The organism is Luteibacter jiangsuensis (assembly GCF_030812295.1).
Classification (GTDB): Bacteria; Pseudomonadota; Gammaproteobacteria; order Xanthomonadales; family Rhodanobacteraceae; genus Luteibacter; species Luteibacter jiangsuensis_A.
In genome coordinates this window covers 663,558-684,463 of the sequence record NZ_JAUSSK010000001.1, presented here as the reverse complement: position 1 = coordinate 684,463, position 20,906 = coordinate 663,558, and the positions used below count along the sequence as shown (strand labels likewise).

The 20,906-nt window shown below is 61.0% G+C and carries 17 protein-coding genes; 11 read left to right on the top strand and 6 right to left on the bottom strand.

Annotated features, from left to right (window positions below):
* Positions 1–60: 60 nt before the first annotated feature.
* The gene (locus J2T07_RS02960) at positions 61–1,605 is read right to left on the bottom strand and encodes a site-specific integrase (RefSeq protein WP_306847094.1); all 1,545 of its coding nucleotides are present in this window, start codon (positions 1,603–1,605) and stop codon (positions 61–63) included.
* Between the two features lie 463 nt (positions 1,606–2,068).
* On the opposite strand from J2T07_RS02960, the gene J2T07_RS02955 reads away from it, so the two are divergent.
* On the top strand, positions 2,069–2,359 hold the full coding sequence (locus J2T07_RS02955) for a helix-turn-helix domain-containing protein (RefSeq protein ID WP_306847093.1): 291 nt from the start codon (positions 2,069–2,071) through the stop codon (positions 2,357–2,359).
* Between the two features lies 1 nt (position 2,360).
* Entirely contained in the window at positions 2,361–3,971 is a 1,611-nt protein-coding gene (locus J2T07_RS02950; protein WP_306847091.1) for a hypothetical protein, read from the top strand.
* Positions 3,972–4,183: 212 nt separating this feature from the next.
* Here J2T07_RS02950 and J2T07_RS02945 read toward each other — a convergent pair whose 3' ends face one another.
* The 4 genes from J2T07_RS02945 to J2T07_RS02930 all read right to left on the bottom strand — a co-directional run bounded on the left by J2T07_RS02945 (position 4,184) and on the right by J2T07_RS02930 (position 8,754).
* A complete protein-coding gene (locus tag J2T07_RS02945) occupies positions 4,184–5,965 on the bottom strand; it encodes an XVIPCD domain-containing protein (protein WP_306847090.1) in 1,782 nt (593 codons plus the stop codon).
* Positions 5,966–5,981: 16 nt separating this feature from the next.
* On the bottom strand, positions 5,982–6,485 hold the full coding sequence (locus tag J2T07_RS02940) for a hypothetical protein (protein WP_306847088.1): 504 nt from the start codon (positions 6,483–6,485) through the stop codon (positions 5,982–5,984).
* Positions 6,486–7,360: 875 nt separating this feature from the next.
* Positions 7,361–7,681, bottom strand: a complete 321-nt coding sequence (locus tag J2T07_RS02935; RefSeq protein WP_306847086.1) for a hypothetical protein — start codon at positions 7,679–7,681, stop codon at positions 7,361–7,363.
* 41 nt (positions 7,682–7,722) lie between these two features.
* The gene (locus tag J2T07_RS02930) at positions 7,723–8,754 is read right to left on the bottom strand and encodes an SIR2 family protein (protein ID WP_306847084.1); all 1,032 of its coding nucleotides are present in this window, start codon (positions 8,752–8,754) and stop codon (positions 7,723–7,725) included.
* 550 nt (positions 8,755–9,304) lie between these two features.
* On the opposite strand from J2T07_RS02930, the gene J2T07_RS02925 reads away from it, so the two are divergent.
* The 4 genes from J2T07_RS02925 to J2T07_RS02910 all read left to right on the top strand — a co-directional run bounded on the left by J2T07_RS02925 (position 9,305) and on the right by J2T07_RS02910 (position 17,370).
* Positions 9,305–14,608: a hypothetical protein gene (locus J2T07_RS02925; RefSeq protein WP_306847082.1), complete on the top strand. Its 5,304-nt coding sequence runs from the start codon at positions 9,305–9,307 to the stop codon at positions 14,606–14,608.
* Between the two features lie 10 nt (positions 14,609–14,618).
* Complete coding sequence (locus J2T07_RS02920; protein ID WP_306847080.1) at positions 14,619–15,710, top strand: RHS repeat domain-containing protein; 1,092 nt, start codon at positions 14,619–14,621, stop codon at positions 15,708–15,710.
* Between the two features lies 1 nt (position 15,711).
* The gene (locus tag J2T07_RS02915; protein ID WP_306847078.1) at positions 15,712–16,194 is read left to right on the top strand and encodes a hypothetical protein; all 483 of its coding nucleotides are present in this window, start codon (positions 15,712–15,714) and stop codon (positions 16,192–16,194) included.
* A gap of 201 nt (positions 16,195–16,395) precedes the next feature.
* Positions 16,396–17,370, top strand: a complete 975-nt coding sequence (locus J2T07_RS02910; protein WP_306847077.1) for an MBL fold metallo-hydrolase — start codon at positions 16,396–16,398, stop codon at positions 17,368–17,370.
* Positions 17,371–17,437: 67 nt separating this feature from the next.
* On the opposite strand, the gene J2T07_RS02905 is transcribed toward J2T07_RS02910, so the two are convergent.
* The gene (locus tag J2T07_RS02905; protein WP_306847075.1) at positions 17,438–18,061 is read right to left on the bottom strand and encodes a response regulator; all 624 of its coding nucleotides are present in this window, start codon (positions 18,059–18,061) and stop codon (positions 17,438–17,440) included.
* A gap of 223 nt (positions 18,062–18,284) precedes the next feature.
* Between J2T07_RS02905 and J2T07_RS02900 the strand changes: the two genes are divergently transcribed.
* From J2T07_RS02900 to J2T07_RS02880, 5 genes are all read left to right on the top strand, one after another.
* A complete protein-coding gene (locus J2T07_RS02900) occupies positions 18,285–18,875 on the top strand; it encodes a helix-turn-helix domain-containing protein (protein ID WP_306847073.1) in 591 nt (196 codons plus the stop codon).
* Between the two features lie 28 nt (positions 18,876–18,903).
* Positions 18,904–19,212: a GNAT family N-acetyltransferase gene (locus J2T07_RS02895; RefSeq protein ID WP_306847071.1), complete on the top strand. Its 309-nt coding sequence runs from the start codon at positions 18,904–18,906 to the stop codon at positions 19,210–19,212.
* 56 nt (positions 19,213–19,268) lie between these two features.
* Entirely contained in the window at positions 19,269–19,898 is a 630-nt protein-coding gene (locus tag J2T07_RS02890; protein WP_306847069.1) for a LuxR C-terminal-related transcriptional regulator, read from the top strand.
* 99 nt (positions 19,899–19,997) lie between these two features.
* On the top strand, positions 19,998–20,639 hold the full coding sequence (locus J2T07_RS02885) for a hydrolase (RefSeq protein ID WP_306847066.1): 642 nt from the start codon (positions 19,998–20,000) through the stop codon (positions 20,637–20,639).
* Positions 20,620–20,889, top strand: coding sequence for a DUF1427 family protein (locus J2T07_RS02880; RefSeq protein ID WP_306847064.1), 270 nt, complete (start codon positions 20,620–20,622; stop codon positions 20,887–20,889). The genes J2T07_RS02885 and J2T07_RS02880 overlap by 20 nt, the downstream gene beginning before the upstream one ends.
* Positions 20,890–20,906 lie beyond the last annotated feature (17 nt).

Sequence of the window (20,906 nt, the reverse complement as noted above, 5' to 3'; positions counted from 1 at the left end):
GCGGTGGGTAGAACTTACCACCGTCGGGGTGGCGTGTTGAGAGGATAAATCTCGGCCGTTTCAGGGCGGCGCCAGGGGCCTCGGGGGAGATGGGGAGTGCTGGCACTTGGCAGGCCGCCCGCGCTTTCGTGCCACTGGCTTGCCCGCCTTGCGTTGATTGGTCTCGTGCTCAACGGCGCTTAAGGCATGCCTTAGATAGGCATCGTATTGGCCTGTCTGGTATCTGGGCACCCCAAGAGCGGGGAACGGTAAGCTCTCGATGGCCTGCTGGCACTCCACCAGCGTCGCTCTTGCCACATACGTACGGGCTCGCACGCCTTCCCCGTCTGCGTGCCCGTTCAAGCTCGTCATGATGCTGTCCGGGATGGAGCAGCGGTCGGCCAGCGTGTTGATGGTGTGGCGAAAGCAATGCAGGGTTTTCGTCGGCACATCGATACCGGCTTCCTGCCGCCGATGTTTGGCGTTGAACCACTGCGTCATGGCGCGGCCTGGGCCATCGCCGGACCAGTTGAGCCCAGGGAACAAGTGCTGGGCCCCGAGCCGGTCCAAGTCCTCCAGGTATTCTTGGAAACCCAGGTTCAGCAGCATCGAATGGACGGGGATGAGCCGTTGCGCGTAAGGTGTTTTGAGGCGCTGATTCTTCCGATGCGGGGTCACTTCGAAGCACAGAATGGTGTGCTCAACCCCTTTCGTGTCGCGCACCCGCTCGACACGGACATCCTTCCGGAACAGCTGCGAAATCTCATTGACCCGCATGCCCGTCAGCATCGCTATGAGCGGCACCCAGAACTTATGCGGCTGGTCGCACGCGGCAATGCGCTTGGCCGAGAATAAGGCCTTCAGGTCCTCCTCCGTGAACGGCTCTTTTTTTCGCGGCATCAGCTCGCGATACCGAGACAGTTGGATGAACCGGAACGGGTTTTGGTCGAGCAGCCCGGCCTCGATGCACCACGCAAAAAAGGCATTGATGGCTTTGATGTGTTTGGCCTGCGTGCTGCGCTGAATCGTGGGCAACTCCAACTCCTCGGTGCGCTTCACGATAGCCGCAGGCGACATGTGCGCGAAGTCTGCATGGTTGTGCCGATAGGCGGGCCACTGGGCTAGGGTGTCGGCGAACATCTCAGCGTCGGCGGCGGTAACGGCCGTTGCCGGCTTGTCGCCGATGATTTGTTCGAGCAGTCCAAGAATGTACCGACGCTCACGCACCGAGGAGCGGTTCTTCAATCCGCCGCGGTCCATGTTGCTCAAATGCAGGGCGGTGAGGCGCGAAAGAGATGCATCGTCATCGATGGCGACTTCGGGCACGGCTGCCGCAGCGACCGGTGGAGCCGCTGGTTCCACCAAGGCGGCCCGCGGCGGTACCGAGTTCACAACAGGAGCGGGGGAGGGAGCAGCAGTTGCTGACGCAGCGCCAACTGTGGGCTGGGGAGGCACTACAGTCATCGGTGCGCGGGACTCTGCGAAGAGTCCCAGCCGCGCCATCAGGTCGACGACTAGTTCATGGCCGCGCTCGCAGTTCGGAGACAGGCGGACGCCCGAAGGGGTGGCTACGACATCGTAGAGGTGCTCCTGCACCGGCGATGTGCCGCCATACTCGCTAAACATGGAAACTCCGTGGCAATTCAGGGAGTGTCCTTCTAGGGCAGACCGCCCGGCTGTCAATGGCGCAAAAGCGGAAAGAATGATGCGTTTGGCATCCGAATTTGCGTAATCACCGTCGCGACCACCTGCATTCGATGAGCAACCGAGAAACTGTGACGTGCGTTGCTGCGATTGCTCGCCCAAGCCGTTGACATGCCTTGCTTAAGCGGTAGGTTGAGGCTTATCTCTTACGCGAGTCACGCCATGTGCCCGCCACGCCTCGATTTTTCTGCTTCGGTTTTTTTCCTTTAGCAGCCAAGGCGAAATAGCAGAGTCCATGGTGGTTCCCTGTCGTTGGTGGGACGCCGGTCGTGACGGCTCGCTTCGGCCGACGTCACGTCAGCATAACGAAAGGAGAGTTAACGAATCTAGGGATATTCCTGAACGGTAGCTAGCGTTCGGACCGCATCCAGCTCGCGGGTCCGCTATGCCACGCCTTCCACCAAAACCTGCCCGCCGTCGCGTGCCGAAATCGCCCACCCGCCCTGAATACGAGGGGGTCCGCGCGGCGCTTGTGGCCCTTCGCGTCGAGGCCGGCTTAACGCAGGTCGAGCTAGCCGAGCGGCTAAAGCGGTCCCAAGGGCATGTGTCAGAGGTGGAGCGGGGCATCAAACGAGTCGATCCGCTTCAGGTCTGGGACTGGTGCCATGCGTGCGGCAGCGACCTCGAGGCTTGGGGAAGACTGACTGAGGCGTGCATTCGAGCGACCCGCGAGTAGGATGACAAAGGCCGGTGCCGCCTCGGGACGGCAACAGGCATTGGCTGAGAGATTGGAAATGGTTGACGTTGACGCGTTGGGAAAGAAGGGCGAGAGTCGTTTTCGGGAGTTGTGCGCAGATGTCGGGCTCACATTCAACGCGTCTCTAGATTGGGATAAAGCCGGCTGGGATTTCACTCTCGACTTCGGCATGCCAGACGCTAAGGGGATATCGCTCGACCATCGTGGCAGCCCAATCACCTGCCGGGTGCAACAAAAGACGGTTCTTGAATCCACGCCGTCGGTGACGCTTTCGCTGAAAATGGCCGAGCGGCTTGCCAAGGATCTGACGCCCTCGTTCATTTCCGTGTTCAAGGTTTCGGACGACCTGCAATTCGCCGAGGCTTATCTGATACACATCGCTGGCGGGCGTTTGGCGTCGATACTGAAGCGACTGCGAGAACTAGGCAAAGGCGCGACTGATGCCGACCTCAGGGACAAGACCATTTCTTTTGTCCCCAAGCAGGAGGAACGGCTGAGCCTCACGGGAGCTGCACTCATCGAGCGCCTGCGCTTGCATATTGGGCCGGACATTCATCGCTACACTCGCGAAAAGCAGCGCCAGCTCAAGACCATGGGCTACGAGAGCGATGCACTCACCGGCACTTTTCACGTGAGTGGCGAACACTGGCATGACCTCTCGGATATGTATCTAGGGCTCCATCGTGAGGTAGAAGTCCGCAACATCAACATCATCGAGCGCAGGTTTGGCATTCCGCTGACAACTGTAGTGATGGATGTTGCGACACTATCCTTCGACCCGCGCCCGGGCCGTCCCTGCTCAATCGCCTTCGCCGACCACAGCGCTCAGGAACGCATCGTGTTCAGCGGCACCGCGTTCACGACACCCCCTGGGCTGCCAATGCGCTCCCGCATCCAGTTCCAGTGGTTTTCTGTCATCGGAAACTGGGAGGGTAGCCGGACATTGCAATTTACGTTTGATATTGGAGACACGCCGGGTACGCCAGACGAATGGTGCGATTATTGGCGCGCAATCCGAATGATAAACGAGCAACGGGGGACCGTGCAGTTCATCGTTGAAGATGGTGCTACGACGCCTGAATTGCCAATGGTGCCGCGAGATGACAAGACGGTGTTGCCAGACGCGGCTGACCTTCTGGACATCTTTGAGACCCTCAAACAGGTATCGAGGCGTGGAGGTCTACCGCCAGGTGCCCGAGTCAAGTTTTCGGATGTTGCCGTTGCAGAAGGGGAACTGAGTCTGATGCAGGCTCTGCTTGCCGGCACACTGGAGGGCATGCGTAGCCGCATTGACGGGAAACCGGAGCCCCCTCGCACCGAGCCTCGAACGATGTTGTTCGCCAATTCGGTTCTCGTAGGGAAGTATGTGGTGGCGTATTACGCCACCGCGCAGTCGGTGTTCGTGCCGGACGAGACTGGGTTCACCGCAGAGCTAACTGCAATCCGCCTAGGCAGGTTCGCGACGGTCAATTCGAAAGAGGCTTTCGAACGATTCATCGAGGCGGCGTATGAGCGAGAGGGGACAGACGACGCCATGGCGGGCGGGCATTTTCGTGTAGGTATGGCCATGGCGGAGAAGCTTCGCCGTTAGCGCATCCGTCGGCTGCCTGGGCGAACGTAGCTTGCGTGGCTGACACCTGATACGTTTTGCCTTGGACACTTCCCCTGGGCACTCAACCGCGGGCGGTCGCCACCGAAAGGGCCTTGATTCGCGGGGTGACGGAGAGAAACGTACGGTCTCCCACTCTCTCCGCCAAGCCCAACCGCACCCCTGGAGCGCGGTCTGCGCTTTGAACGCCTTTTCTAGGGCCCGTGTCCAACGTGGGTCATCACAGGACCTCGCGTTTGCACCTGCTCCTGCGTGGCCTGCTGGCTCTGCGCCTGTTGCTGCTGTTGTGTTTGCTGGAACTGCTGCATGGCTTCCGGCCACTTCGATGCGCTCTGGTCCATCGGCGTCATCGCTTCGGCTGTCGGCACGCTGGTGCGTAGGTCGAACAAGCGGTCGTTCCGGCCGGGTGGCGTTTGCACCGCCCATAGGCGCTCCCCATCTGTCGACAAGGCCATCAGGGTGACGTAATGCATTCCATCGGCGCGCGCCTGCACGGTCAACGCGGAGGATATTTGGTCGGTGTGCTGGTCCGGCTCGCGGCCGAGGCTTCGGTCGAGGTCCGCGACTTGCGAGCGTACCTGGCTGAAGAACACATGGTCGGGATGGGCGGGGTCGTCCAAGCGGGTGAGCCCCACCGGAACCGACTGGTATTGGTTCGGACCGTCCGCCGTGTGGTCAAACCGATGTGGCGTGGCCGGCTGCGTGCTGCTGTCCATATACGGGACCGCTTGCTTGGATGGCGCGAGGTTGAGCCCAGCCTGTTCCATCATGGCCTCATTGAGTCCGGCGTGCGCCATGTTGAGCTGGATGTGCGGTAGTGGTCCGCGGTGCGGCACGGCGTGCTCTTCCGACCCGATGACTGCCACGGCCCACCCCGCGTAGTAGTTGGGATAATCCTCGACGCCGCTGTGGCCCAGATGCATGGCCTGACGGGTGTCGCCAGGCGCCGGATGGACCGGTCGGTCGAAATAGTTATGTCCCATCGCGGCTACATTCGCTGGTGTCCTGGGCATGGAGAGGTCGGCGTTGAGCTGTACATTGGCGTGCGGCACATAGCCGCCTTGTCGCCGCTCGATGAAGTCGTCCGCGCGTGAAGGCGCCACCTTATGGATGTCCGCCAGCGTTACTGTGCCCTGGTCATGCTCGACCCGGCTGCGCAGCGCGTTCCACCCGGCAATCTGGGCGCTGGCCTCATCTTCACGGCCGCCCTGGATGTACCGTCCAACCAAGCCCGTGTAGTCATGCACCGGCGTCGGCGTGGCCGCGAGGGCTCGGACATCGTTGACGAATGCGGCGCGCCCTTGGGCGGCTGTTTGAGCATTGAACCCATGCTGGACTTCGTGCCCGATGACGAAGGTCAAATCGTGCGGGTTATACCGACCAACATTGTTGGGTCCGGCGGTCATCAGCGACTCGCTGACCAGATTCATCGCGTGGCCGGGTGCATTGAAACTGCCGCCGACGCCGGCACCCGGGGCGGTGAAGGCGAACGACTCAAGGATGCGGTGCGACGGTTGCAATGGGTCGGCAGTCGCGGCCGCCCGCTTGATTTCTTCGGCCAAGGCTGGCGAGCCGTTGAGCGTGCCCTGCAAGTTATTGAGCATGTCCGGGGTCACCGGGTGCATGGCACCGACGGCGTCCGGATAAGATTTGCCGGCAAAATCCACGACCATGGCTTGCACGCGCAACATCGAATGCACTTCCTTGCTCGCGCCCGAAGCTGGGAAGGCCGAGGCCGGCAGCGTTATCGTCCCGGTAGTGCGATCGTAGTCGCCTACAGGGTGGTCGGGAGTGCCATCAGGCGCCTGCACAAAGCCGCGAAGCGCGCCGCTTGTGGCTTGCCCCTCCAGACGCTGGGTCAAGTTGGGGTCTGACGACAGCGCCGCACGCAGCGCCGCCACCTGCGCCGAAGTAACTCCCGGCTGCTGGGCAAATTGATTGACCGCCGCGTCGAGGGTGGGGTGGGCCGTGGCCATGGCGAATCCTTCGCGGTCAGTGACCGTCCGCGGTTTGCAGGGAGAGCACGCAGGCGGTGCCGTCGATGTCCGTGCCATCGCGCGGGGTCAAGGTCAGAACGATGTCGTTCTTGGCAAACTCAATCGCCAGAATGCTGCCGATTTCAGAGGGCACCGGCCGCTCAGTCCAGCCGTGTGCGGTCAGCGTGGCACGCAGCCGGTCCAGAGACAATGCGCACACCGGTGCGGCATCGGCCGTCCGGTCCGGATGATCAAACCAGAAGCTAAATCCATTCTTCATCGACGGCTTCGCGTCGGATTGCTGCACCCAATAGGTCCAGCCATGGCCCAGGTCCGGGCTTTGATAGACCGTCCAGCCCGCACCATTAGCGGCGTCTGGTCCGAGGGTCACGCCGAACGCCTTCCCTAACTGCGCTGGCACGAGCATGTCGGTGCTGCTCAGGGTCGATAGGAAGACAAGCAGGTGGTCCACGGCTGCACGCGCACCGGGCAGCACGTGGGCTTCGAGGGATGAAACCATGGGGCGGTCCTTGACGGGGGAAGGCGGCGCTGACGTGGTCGCGGCATAGGGTCGCATTGCCGGCTGCGCCGGCGTGGCGCAAGCCACTAGGAAAGCGGCGCAAAAACTGGCTAGCACAGCAGGGGGGCGCATCATCGGGTAGTCATCCGTGGCTCCTTGAGGCAAGCCGCACGGTCACGGCCGAGGCTCATCTTAGCGAAGTGGTCGCGTGAAATGAACTTGCGCTCTTGGCTATGCGTAGTAAGCCAGATAGTACAGCGAACCCTTTACGAGGCGTCAGGCGCGCATCATAGGGCCTGCATCCATGGCTCCTTGGGATAACCGCGAGTTGGCGGCGGTGTTGGGCACGATAACGGGGCGAGACGTCGTTGCATGAGGACCGATACACGACTTCGGTGGAGCAGCGACCGAAAGCCCGCCGCTTCATCCAGCCATCGCTTGACGAAGAAACTAAAGGGTAGGTCAGCGCCTTTCGCTCGGGACGGAGCGCAGCGCCCTTGCCAGAGCTTTTCCCAAGTAAAGGCGGTCGGTGCGGCAAACGTCGAACCCGGTGATCGTCAATGGTGCAATCCCGCGGTAAGTCACCGATAGGTCCTGCTTGCACGCATCCGCGCTGTCGAACCGAACTGCGCTCTCGCCGCCTTTGCCGCCGATCAAAGGCCCACCAAGGTCGAGAGCATGCCAATGGCGTGTGCTCGCCGGAGCGGTCTCGATGGAGGTAACCGTCCGATCCGAGTCGTTGATGAAAGTGACAAAGTGCGGCGCCGCCTGTGCCGACGCGGCAAGCGCCACGCCCAAGAACAGGAAGGCCGGTTGCCTCCATGAGTGCGTTAAGTGGCGGCATGTGCGGTGGTGCTTGCCTATCGGTCATCTCCCTATGTGGCGCCACGCTTTGGCGTGACGATGTCTTCCGACCAGTGAGCCCGGTTGAACAGGCAGTTGTCGGCGGCAGACCTACAACCTATCGGTTGTTGGTGGCGTTTTTTCGGGCGGCAAACTGACATCGCGGCGAAGCTGCATGTCAGCCGTCGTGCGCTCATGGGCTGCTGATGCCCTCGCGCGGGCAAATGCGCGCCACGATCAGGGTTGAAGCTGGGAAGTCTCTTGGTGATTTCTGCGGCCACCGCATGGGCTTGCGCCGCAGTCAGGTCGCCGCCCGACATCGAGTTCATGCCGTCGTGCTCGAGCCTGGCCATCAATTTACACGCCGGTCAAAAGCAGACGGCGCACAGATTCCCTACTGGGTGATGCTGCGGGAATACTCGTCAAAGAGTCGGGCCGCTGTCAGGTCGTTACGGAGTTCGACCGGCACTAAGTCATCCATGAGGATCTCGCGGATGCGGTCGGTGATGACGTCGCAGTCGCTACGTGAGAATCCAAGCGCCGTGGCATAGACGCGCTCGGCGGCGTGCAGACCCTGCAACTCGAGGAGCTGCATGTTTTGCTCGAGAAACCCAAATCCCAAGAAGACCACGGTGCGTGCCTCGCCGAGACGTTCGATCATCGCCGAATGGTGGGCGTTGTCGATTTGCTCGGAAAACGTCTGGATGCGCTTCGATAGTTCAAGGAGGGTTCTTACGTCAACCTTCTCGCCGTAAGGCGCTTCAGGTCCGTCGCCGGATTGCCACGGCAGTCGACCAACGGAGCCGTAGGCATGGTGGACTACGTGGGTACCAACAAGCTCTGCTGCACGCTCCTCGGTCATGCCGTAATAAGTTTGGAGTGCCCGCCAGAGAAATTCCTCGAGGCTACGGTCATAGTTGAAGGTGATAAAGCTGACATTTTGAAAGAGATCGTCCGTGTCCTCGCGTTTCACGCCCTCAGCAAGGTATCGAATAAGTCGGGTCAGCCACGAGCCTTGAAGGGTGGTGTCCGAGAAATCGATGGACGAGCGACCCCGGTCCGTGGTGAGTCTGGTGTTGCCCTCTGCCTCAAGGATGGCGCGGACGATGGCAAGCTTGCCGACGGCCTGCGCATGCTCGTCGGTCGAGTGCGCCTCGAGGTAGTTGTCGATGGAAATCGCCACGGGCAGGGCACTCTTCATCGCGCGACCAGCACTATAGGCGAGGTTGCCGTCGCGCCCAGCGGCTTTGTAGCTGACGTGGAGCGCCTCCTGGATGAGGTGGTCACCCCGGGTCAGTCCAGAGTTGAACTCGAAGTAGAAATCGCTGAGGTCGCCGATGCGGTCTTTCAGACCTGACCCCAGCGGAAATCCCAGCTCGTAGCTGGCCCCGGCACCTACGACAAACACAGTTCGCGACTTGAACATGGAGTCCCTTTCTTTGATTCGCCTATCGTACCGGCAGTACAGCACTAGCGTGCGCAAGCGCGTGACAAGTAGGTACCAAAATATAATCTGCCGAATTTTCCGACAAGCGCATGGTTGCACAGCTACCGCGGCGTCAAAATGCCGCGCGGGTACGGCTGGCATATCGATTCGAAGAAACCGACGGACAACAGCGGTCGGTGCAATGTGTGACGACCCTGCACCGGTCCGGGCGAACTCGCGCTCCGTTGGCTGTGTAGGCCTTCCACGCATCGAAGTGTAGGGGAATGCCTACAAGGGTGGCCCATGGGGTTCAAGATTCTTATGAGCGTCAGGCGATTGTGATCGCGGTATACATAAATCGCAAGAAGCTACGATACATGAGGATATTGCGTCCCTAGTTTTTGTCGCTTAGCTTGCTGTCGCAAGTCAGGGGCAGGGTGCGTTCGTGCGCATCGCGCGCAACGAAAGGGCAGGACGCCCTCTGGCGCCAGGGTACGCGGCCAGCAGGCCGCAAATGCTGTTTGGACCGCTCACAACAAGGTTTTCGCTGATGACTTCCCGCTCTGGATGGTGGTGGTGTCTGGCCGTCGTGTGTCTCGTCGTTGCACCGGGCATCTTAGCCCAGACCGCAACGACCAATCCGGAGGACGAGTACAAAAAGCTCGTGAAGGTCGATACGGAAATAAAACCACTCGGCGAGAACCCCTTCGGCGAGTCAGTCAATGTGTTCGATGGCAGCCTGTCGTTCCATGTCGTCGACATTTCCATTCCGGGTACCGGGCCGACCATCGAGATTGGCCGGACATTCCATGCTGATGGCGACAACGCGGTGCGCTGGTCGGATTCCGAGTTCGGCGACTGGGATATGGATTACCCGCGCCTGACGACGCTGACGTCGAACCAGGGGACGATCATCCAGGGGCCGAGCCAGATTGGCTGGCAGGTCAATTCGGTAGCACGTACGGATCGATGCACGAACTTCGGTGATCCGCCCGACCAGCGCGTTGGTCGCGCCGGTTCCGACCCGTTGACGCCGGATGTCTGGTGGAACCAGGGCTATTCACTGCAGATTCCGGGTAGCGCAGACCAGAACATGCTGCTTCGTGTTGCCACGTCGCCGGCCGCACCCACGGTTGATGGGCTTACCTACAAAGCGGTCTCCAAGGACCGCTGGCACCTCGGCTGCCTGGCAACGACCGCAAACGCATCGGATGGCGATGTGTACTCGGGTGAAGCCTTCGAGGCGGTTGGCCCTGGTGGTCAGAAGTACATCCTCAACGAGCTGTTCTACCGGCCGGCGCGCTCGTTTGGCATCATTCGGAACCTCGGCGTCATGGCCGCGACGCGGGTGGAAGACCGGTTCGGCAACTCGTTGACCTACAACTGGACCAATCGCCAGCTGACGAGCATCGTGGCCAGCGATGGGCGTACGGTGACGTTCGAGTACGCCGGCGACGGCAAGCACATCTCGAAAATCAACGTGGTGACCCAAAGCGATGGCACGCGGAGCTGGACGTACGTGTACACGGCCGTTTCCGGCGGCTCGCTTCTTTCCAGCGTCACGCTGCCCGACGGAAGCGCCTGGACCTACGACCTCTCTGGACTGACCTTTGACGTGAAGTCACCCGCGCCGTCGGGCAATTGCGAGGATGTTGTCGCCCAACCGGATTCGACCCAGGTGGGCATCATTACAGGCCCGAGCGGTATCCAGGGAAGGTTCGAGGCGCACCCTGTCTTGCACGCGCGGTCGAACGTCGTTGAGGTTTGCGCACACAGCACCGCCGGTCTCCAGGCAGCGGAGGCCAGGCCGAGATACACCAACAACCTGGCCCTGACGTCGAAGACCATTACCGGCACTGGCCTCGGTACGCAGGCGTGGTCGTACCAGTATCCCCTCGCCACGGCGAGCTGGCGCGCGGCCTGCCAGGCTTTTGGTTGCGACACGACGAGCCAGTCGCTTGTGGTCGACCCCTCCGGTAACACAACGCGCTACACATTCTCCAACAGTGCCGATGCCACCGAGGGCAAGCCGATTCGCACCGAGTATTTCAAGGGTGCTGCCACCGGCACGCCCGTACGGACGGAGAGCTATCAGTACGCGCCGTCCACGTCCGGTCCATGGCCTGCGCGGTACGGCGGTGGCTTCAATTACTTTGCAAACACGGAACGCCAGGAGCAGGAAGCGCCGGAGTCGCAAAAAGCCGTTCTCCAGGATGGCGACACCTATACCTGGCAAGCGCTCCAGTTTGATGCCTTTGCCCGCCCGTCGCTCACACGACGTTTCAGCAGCATCGATCCGTCGTTCAGTACCGACGAAGGCCACACCTTCCTCGACAATACGGACCGGAGCATCATCGGGCTCCCGCTCCAGCAGACCCATCTGGTGAATGGGGTCTACGAGGTCGTTAGCCAGAACAACTACAACGACAACCTGATCCTGTCGTCTCGTGATCACTTCGGCCAGCGCGCGATGGACTACACGTTCAACGCGCAGGGCCAGTTGGAGACCTTCAAGGATCCGCGCGGCAACGTGACAACGCTCACGGGCTATAGGCTGGGCATTCCGCATCTCATCATCTTTCCTGATTACCCTGCCCAGTTTCCCAATGGCACGCAGGAGACCATCAACGTCAACGGGTTCGGTGAGGTCTCATCGGTTACCGACCAGGCGGGGGCGACGACGTCCTACGGCTATGACGCCATTGGTCGGATTGCCCGGATTGACTACCCTGCCGGCGATTCTGTTGCGTGGGCGCCAAAGATTTACAGCTATGTCTACAGCCAGGATGCTCTTGGCGTTGGCGGCAACCACTGGGTGCGCACCATCACGCAGGGCACCCGCACGGATCGCACGGACTTCGACGCCATGCTCCGTCCGGTTCTTGAAGGCAAGTCGGAGACCGGGACCGGGGCGCTGTACGTTTCGACTGGCGCAGGGTACGACTGGAAAGGGCAGAAGACGTTTGTTTCGTACCCGGTCGACGGCCAGGTTTCCCTAGGGAGCCTGACCACCGGTGTGACCACCGACTACGACCCCATTGGGCGTGTCGTTAAGACCACTCAGGCGTCGGAGCTGACCAGCGCATACCCGGGCGGCCTGCAGACCTTTACGGACTACCTGACGGGCGGCACGCGTCTGGTGACGGACCCCAATGGCAACAAAGTTGCGACGGCGTTCCAGGGATTCGACGAGCCCGATTCGGATCACCCGGTCCGAGTGGACGCGATCGACGCTCAGGGCGTTCTCCTGTCGACCCAGACCATCACGCGCGACACGTATGGCGATGTGCATGCGATAACCCAGGGCGGGAAAACACGCCTGACCATGTACGACGCCCAACACCGCGTCTGCCGTACCGACGAGCCGGAGACCGGCAGCGAGATGACGGCCTACGACGCGGTGGGCAACGTCATCTGGACGGCGTCAGGCCAGGCGTCCGATGCAGTCGATCGCTGTGACCTCGACTTGGTCGCGGATGCATCCAAGGTCAATCGCACGTACGACACCATGAATCGCCTGGTGGCCGAGACCTACCCCACTGGTCGTCTTTCGCTGACATTTGGTTATGACCTGCTGGGCAAGCCGGCGCAGGCGGTCTCCAATACGGGCGCAGGCAACACCAACAACCAGGGCGAAGTCGTCTGGACATTCGGCCGCAACAAGCTCGGACTGTTGACCACCGAAATGCTCCAGGTGGACCACCTGAGCTGGTCGCTTGGTTACGGCTATGACGCCAATGGCATCCAGAGCTCCGTGCAGTATCCGGACGGAGAATTGGTGGGACTGGCGCCAAACGCCCTCGGCCAGCCGACATCGGCCGGCCGTTTCCTGAGCGGCGCGACGTACTGGCCCGACGGGCAGGTCAAGGGCTACACCCTGGGCAATGGCGCCGTCTACACGGCCGAACCCAACACCCGCCAGTTGCTGATGAATTTCAAGTACGGCGCCACGTCGTCTGTCCTCGGTGAGCATCTCGACTATGACGCGGCCGGCAATATCGTCCAGATTGCCGATCAGACCGATGGCGCCGGTGGCCAGCGGACACGGTCCTTCCAGTATGACGGCATGAATCGTCTGGTCCGTTCCGATGCCAATCTGTGGGGCACCGAGACCTACTCGTACGACGCCCTGAACAACATCCAGAGCTTGGGAGATGGTGCAGGCGCGACCGCAACGTATGTGTACGACACACACAACCGGCTGGCTTCCATCACGGGTTCGGCCGGTCACACGTTTGAATACGACGCGCAGGGCAATGTGACGAAGCGGGACGGCCAGGCCATGGTGTTTGATCTCGCAAACCGCCTGCTGTCGCTGACTGGCAAGGCGGATTACATGTACGACGCCGCCGGAAGGCGGGTGAAGAATCTTACGTCCGCAGGCGCCACCTATTACGCCTACAGCAGCGATGGCACGCTGATGTGGGAGTATGACCCGGCAAGTGGGGAGGGCACGGATTACGTCCACCTGGGCGAGACCCTCGTCGCCAGTAGGAAAAACGTGCTGGCACCAAACGACACGCCGACCGTCACTGCGCCGGCGTCCGCCCAGGCCAATGTGGCGTACACGGTTTCATGGACGGTCGTGAACACCGCGACGAGCTATGACCTCCAGGAGCAGCCAGACGGAAGCGTCTGGTCGACGATTGCCACTGGTTCGCCCAGGACCCAGTCGGTGACCCACGCCGCCGCCGGGACTTTCCATTATCAGGCACGTGGCTGCAATGCGACCGGGTGTGGGCCGTGGAGTGCGATTGCCACCACCACGGTTGCGCCACCACCCTCCGCACCTGCTGCGCCTGCGACGGCCACGGCAGTCCTGGCAGGCAACCAGCAGTCCATCACGGTCACCTGGTCAGCCTCGGCCACGGCGACGTCCTACAATCTGCAGGAGAAGGTCGGCACCGGCGCCTGGACGACCGTATACATGGGAGCTGCCACGACGTTTGCCGTGTCGTCCAGCGCGGATGGCGCTTATGCCTTCCAGGTCGACGCCTGCAACCAGTACGGATGCAGCGCGTGGACTACCAGCAGCGCGGTGAGCCTCCAGCATACGCCGGGCGCACCCGGTTCCATCAGCGTACAGAGCCCGAGCAGCGGCTCGATAGCCGTCAGCTGGCCTACCGTCACCTACGCGCAGACCTATGCGTTGGGGCGAAGCACCGATGGAACCAATTTCACGGACATCTATTACGGGGCTGCAACGTCGACCACGCTGACGGAGGGTGCGACAGGCATGTACTGGTTTCGCGTTCGTGCCTGCAACAGCACCAATGGCACATTCTGCGGCGCCAACAGCCCATCGGCGGCGTCAGCTGTGACTGTCCCGCCGTCCCAGCCTCCGGGTATCTCCGTGCCGGCATCGAGCAACGACGGCTGCTACACCGTCAACTGGAGTGGCGTGGCGGGGGCGACGTCCTATGTCATGCAGGAACAGGTCAACGGTGGCGGGTTCACAACCATCGGCAACAATGACTCCGGGGCCCTGAGCATCTGCGGCAAAGGCACGGGAACGTACGGTTACCGTGTGCAGGGCTGTAACGCTGGCGGCTGCGGCCCGTTCAGCGGGACGGCCACGGTGACGGTCTCTTTGATCCCTGCGATTCCGGATGGCATTCACATGGACGAAACTATTGTCGGGCGTTCTCAGCAATACACGCTGTCTTGGTATGCGACGACCAATGCCACGCGGTACGAGATTCTCAATGTTCAGCTCAACAAGACCGTCTACAGCGGAACAGGACTCTCGTATCGCGTAGAGGCTGGCATCTCTCCATACGAGCTCAAGTACAGCTATCGCGTACGCGCGTGCAACGACTTGGGTTGTTCGGCATGGTCTGGCATTGAAGGCTGACAGGGGGATCATGGTGAAGTCATACACGAACGGCCATTCACGCTTCGATGGTGCACTACGGATGAAGGTGATAGGCGACGGAGCTTCGAGACAGAGCCGTATTGGATTTTGGTGGTTGGCACTGCTGGCGCTTGTCATTTTAGGGCAGCGTGTATGCCACGCCGAGACGATCACGTATTACTACACCAACCCCCAAGGCACGCCCTTGGCGACAGCCGATGCGGCGGGAAACATCCTGTCAACGACCGATTACAGGCCGTATGGCGTGCAGGTGCTAGGGACGCCGGAGGCGGGGCCGGGGTACACGGGCCACGTGAATGACCCGGGTTCGGGGTTGGTTTACATGCAGGCCAGATACTACGACCCCGTTGCGGGCCAGTTCATAAGTGCTGACCCTCTAGGATCATCGGGCGGGAGCCTCTTCGGTTTCTCAAGATATGGGTATGCCTCTGGAAATCCCATATCACGGCTGGACCCAACGGGGATGGCAGACGATTGTGGCCCGGGTTGCAGGCAGCTCCGAAAATTGTCTGATGCGATGGGCTTCAGTGCCATTAGTGCACCAGTTGGTGGTGGGGCGGGGCCTCTGGGTCAGGCCACTGCGGGTCTTAATGCGCTAAACAGTGATCTCGAGAATGCAGGGGCATCCGAGGTTAGAAGTGCCTCCAACTTCGTCGATTCTGTTCCGGGTGTGGCCGCAACGGCTTGCGCGACTGGTGCGGCCTGCTCTGCAGGTGAATTGACGTTCGCGGCTGCAGATATTGTTCTTGCTGAAGTTGACCTTCCAGAAATCGTCGCCATCAACAAAATGTTCTCAAATGGCATCCTCCGGGAGGGGAAGAATTTGTCCACAATGCTGTTTAATATGTCGTATCGCGAAGGTGCGAATGCGAAGCTGGCAACTGTGATTCGAGATATCGCGGGCAAGGGTGGGCACATGTTTGAAAATGGCAATAAGCGGACTGCGTACGAGCTAGTGAAGAGAATGCTTGGCGACAATCCGAGGCCGGCAAACCTTCGGGCCGTCATAGGCGCAGCTGCGGATGGCCGGCTTCCTACAACAGAAGCTATTCAAAAAGCACTCGAAAAGGGAGACAAGTAACTTGGATTCGCATGCTGATTCAAAAACACAGTCGATCGATTGGTTAGAAGCGGCCAAGCATATCCTCGCTGCCAGTGCAATCGTAAGGCGGGAAAAAGTGCTCGTGCTTATCAAGTTCGATGGTGAGCGTGAGAATGGCAACATCTACACGGTAGATATTGACGGCAACGGAAACGACCTGTTGGATTATCGCCAGGAGACGAGCGACTTGTACGGCGCCGTCTCAAATGCGTTCCCTTTCGTTGCGGCAACGAACGAAGGAGAGGCTAAGGCGTTAGGCGAAGTACTGCGGAAATGGGATAGATGGGCGAGGGACGGATATGTACTGGGGTTGCAGATTTTCTGGACGGGCGACTCGGTATTCTATTCTGTTTACATTTTGGGTGAGCATGGTGCATTTGAACGCATAGGCGTCAGAGGTAGCGCTTTGCTGGACGTGATGATCGAAAGCGCACGGCAGTTCGAAGGGCGAATTGAGGGATAGTTGGACGGGTCGTCAGTGTCGGGGTCTCCATCATCTCCGACGTCCCCCCGCTTGCAACCCATATCGAGTTGGCGCGCGGCCGACGAAAACGAGCCGGCTTCCATCACCGTGGCGAATATCCGTAGTACGGCGAGGCGGCCCATATCGTCCAACAACGCACGTTACAACTTTGCTATCTCGCGGGTCCGGCGTTCATTAGCTTTGATCATCATTCTTTCTTCGGTAGATTTCACAATGAAAGTCTTTCCCGCCGCAATGTTTCGTGCCAGCGCGATGGCATTGGCCGTGACCGCCTTCGGTACCGCCGTGGGTGCCGATGCACCGGTCGCACCCGGCTTCTACAAGTTCAAGCTTGGCGCGGTGACGGTCGTCGCGCTGTCAGACGGCAGCTTCCAGCTCCCCGCGTCGGGTTTGATGGTGGAAGCGCGCAAAGGGGAGGTCAAAGCCGCCCTCGCCAAGGCTCATGTCGGTGACAAAGTGCCCACTTCGGTGAATGCGTTCCTGATCGATACAGGCCGGAAACGCATCCTGATCGATGCGGGTTCAGGCGCGCTGCTGGGCCCTACGTTGGGCCAGGTCACACACAATCTCCAGGCCGCTGGCTATGAACCCGATCAGATCGACGAAGTATTGATCACCCATTTGCATGCGGACCATGTGGGTGGCCTGATCGACCACGGGACCTTGGCCTACCCCAATGCGACGGTCCGCGTGGACGAGAAAGAGCTGAGCTTCTGGAAAGACCCTTCCAACATCACGAAAGTGGACCCTTCCGTGCAGGCGACCTTTGACGCTGTGGCTACCGCGCTGAAGCCCTATGGCGAGGCAGGCCATATCGAGACATTTCAGGCCGGCGATCTGGTTGAGCCGGACATCACTGCAGTGGCTGAGCCTGGTCACACGGCCGGTCACACGGGTTTCCGCGTCGAGAGCGACGGCAAGGTCCTGCTCGTGTGGGGTGATCTGGTCCACTTGGCGCTCGTCCAGTTTCCCGACCCGAAGGTGACCATCAAGTTCGACAGCACGCCGGCGGCCGCCGTGGTCTCCCGGGAGAAAGCATTTTCCGCCGCCAGCAAGGGCGGCTACTACGTTGCCGGCGCGCACATCGATTTCCCCGGCATCGGCAAGGTGAGCAAGTCTGGAGCCGGTTTCACCTGGACGCCGGTTGGCCCGTAAATCGACAAGCGCAACATGGCCCGCGATTGCTCGCGCTGCTCGATCACCTGGGCATCGACACCCTGATCTAGCGCAGGAATCCGCGGGCGAGGGCGATGGAAAGCGCGTGCGCCCGGTTGCTGGCATGCAGCTTGGCCATCGCGTTGGACACGTATTCCTTCACCGTATCGGCGGACAGGCCGAGACGCTTGGCAATTTGCTTGTTCTCCAGGCCGGCGGCTACGCCACGAAGCACCTCGAGCTCGCGTTCGGTGAGCGCCTCGTCGTCGCGGTGTTCGGACAACCGCTGCGCCACCTCGGCGGAAATCCGGTACTCCCCCGCGTGGACACCCAGCACGGTCGACGCGAGGTCGCCGGTCAGCGAGGCCTTGAGGAGGTATCCCTGCGCACCGGCTGCGAGCGCACGGCGGGCGGTTCCGTCTCCCGGGTGGGTCGTCAGGACGATGATGCGGGCTGCAGGGTCAATGGTGCGAAGGGCTGCAATGACACGGTCGCCGTCCATGTCCGGTCGCATCGGGTCGACGAGCACGATGTCCGGACGTAGCGCTCGGAAAACCTCGATGGCTTCCGTCCCCGACCCTGCCTCACCGACGACGGTCACGGCCGGATTGGCGGCGAGCATGGCGACGACGCCAGCACGGAAGAGCGGATCGTCGTCGGCCACGAGGATGCGGAGCGATGACGCGGTCATGAGGATCTCAGTGGACGTCGGAGGGTGAGAATACTCCAGCGCGAGTGCGAAACAGCATCGGTGGTCATGTCTCCGGCTGGCATGATTCTCCTTGAGCGCTGCCAGCCCGTGCCCGAGGGCAGTCAGGGGCTGCTCGGGGGGGTTACCCCCCAAACCGGGGGTCACAGTGGCCGCCTGTGCCGATAGCATCGACTCATCTTCAACGCGAAGATGGCAGGGCACCATGCAACTCGAACCATCCGGACCATTGCTGCGCGCCGGCGCGGACCGCACAGTTGCATGTACGGTAAGGCAGCTCCTGAACAAGGCGCTTCGTGAACTCGACGACTTGGCCCGTGCGGACAAGGCGGCTTGCGTGGACTTCATCACGCTGGCTTTGCGCATCCACCAGACGTCCGTGGGGCCAGGCGAACCCCCTCGACCCCCGAGTGGTCTGGCAGATTGGCAGGTATGCATTGTCAACGAGAGGGCGCTTGCCCAGCTGGATGCGCCACTGGCCATCCACGACCTGGCTGCGGCCTGCAACCTCTCGCGCGGCTATTTCACGCGCGCGTTCAAGGCGACCTTCGGTGTGAGTCCGCATCGATGGCGCATCGGAAAGCGCATCGAACAGGCTTGCCACAAGCTGGCGAACTCATATGAAGCAATTGCCGACATCGCCGTGGCCTGCGGTTTCAGCGACCAGGCGCATTTCACGCGTTCTTTCAAAAGCACCGTGGGGATGACGCCGAATGTTTACCGAAGGCTCCGCTACGCGACAATAGTTCAATCCAATGCTTCCGCGCCGGACTACGTTGGACGCCTCGCCGGATGACCGGCATGCCTGCGGGTGGGGGGGCACCATGGCTGCCGAGATTACCATCAGGGAAGAGCCGGCCGAGTGCCGCATCGTTGCGGAACTGGAGGGATGCCTCGCCAGTGCCTGGTATGAGCGAAACGGCGACACGCTTCGCTTCGTTCGAATCGACCTCCCCGCCGAGCTGGTCTGCCGGGGCGTGCTGAGCCAGTTGATTCGCGTGGCCCTGGTCGAAGCCCGTACAAAAGGTCTGCTTGTCGAGCCTCTTTGCCCAGAGGTCCTGGATTACATGCGTGACAATCCTGAAACGCATGACTTGCTTTCGCTCGGCGGCTTGCGGCTCTTGAGCCCGTGAGCCGAGCGTTACCGCCGGGTGCGGCCGCGGAAAGGGACAGGCCCCCTGTTCGCGTAATGCTCGTCGATGCCGACGGGGTGTTTCGCAAAGGCCTCGCGGCGCTTATCGGTAGCACGAGCGGCATGGACGTGGTCGGGGAGGCTTCGACCGGTCAGGAGGCCATCGACCGGTTCCGCCTGTGCCAACCGGATGTGACGCTTGTCGACCTTGTGCTTCGCGACATGACAGGGGAGCGTCTGATGTCTGCAATCCGCTGCCTCACCACGCAGGCCCGGATCGTTGTCCTTGCCCCTGCTGGGAGTGATGGATCGGCAGGTCGTGCGCTTGCGGCCGGAGCACAAGCGTATCTTTTGAAGACATCACCCATCGACGAACTCGTCGACTCGATCCATGCCGTTCATGCCGGCCATCACCGGATTGATGCTGACGTTGCTCGACAGCTTTCGGCGCCGCGTCGTGGCAAGTGCCTATCGGAACGAGAGCTCGACGTGTTGCGCGGTGTCGCGGCCGGGCTTGAAAACAAACAGATTGCGCAGCGTCTCGGTCTCTCACCCGAAACCATCAAGGAATACCTGTCAAACGTCGTGGCCACGCTGCATGCGAGCAACCGTGCGCATGCCATTGCCATCGCTAAAAAGCGTGGTCTTCTTTGCCGGCAAGTGCAGTCATCAGTTCATCGACTTTGACAAAAAAAGCGAACCAAAGATTCAATTCAGAGCGTGAGCAGAAAGATATGGTGGTTCCCTCGCAGGACCTTCCTGCGATTCACCATGAGGCCACATCCGATGTCTTTCGCCGAGCTTCTCACCCCGGACAATTGCGCGCTAGCGCTTATCGATTTCCAGCCCGCCATGTTCCAAGGCGTGCAGAGCCATGACCGCAAAGTGATCATCGACAACGTGCAGGTTCTTGCCCGCGCGTCCAAGGCATTCAAGGTGCCGACCATCCTGACCACGGTGGCCAAGGACAGCTTCTCCGGGCCGTTCATGCCGGAAATCACCGAAGGGGTCTATCCCGACAAGGTGGTTATCGATCGTACCTCCATCAACTCGTGGCTCAACGAGGATTTCCGCAAGGCGGTGGCCGCAACGGGTCGCAAGCGCATCGTCCTGGCGGGTCTGTGGACCGGTGCTTGCGTGAACTTCCCGGCGCTCGACCTGATTCGTGAAGGCTACGAAGTTATCGTCGTTGCCGATGCGTGCGGCGACACCAGTCACGAAGCACACGAGCGCGCCATTCAGCGCATGGTCCAGGCCGGCGTCATTCCCATCACCGCGTTGCAGTTCATGTTCGAGTTGCAGCAGGACTGGGCGCGCACGTCCACCTACGAGCCGGTGATGGATATTCTTCGCGCGCTTTCACCGTACGGTACCCAGGTGCGCTTCTCGAAGTGGGCACTGGGCGAACATGCTTCCGAAGCGGGCTAAGGCCATGCTTCCCTATGTCATCTCGGTCGTTTTCGGTATTGCCGTTGGCGTTGCGTACGGTCTGTTCGGTGTGCGTTCCCCGGCCCCGCCCATGATTGCGCTGCTCGGCCTGCTCGGCATGCTCGCTGGTGAGGCCGCCGTGTCGTACCTGCGAGGCCATCCGGACGTCTGGGCCAACCTCTGGCACAGCAAGAGCTTCGCGATCGAATCGCGCGAGAAGCCCCAATCGAACAACGACACCGCCACCTGAGGCGGGAGGAAAGCACC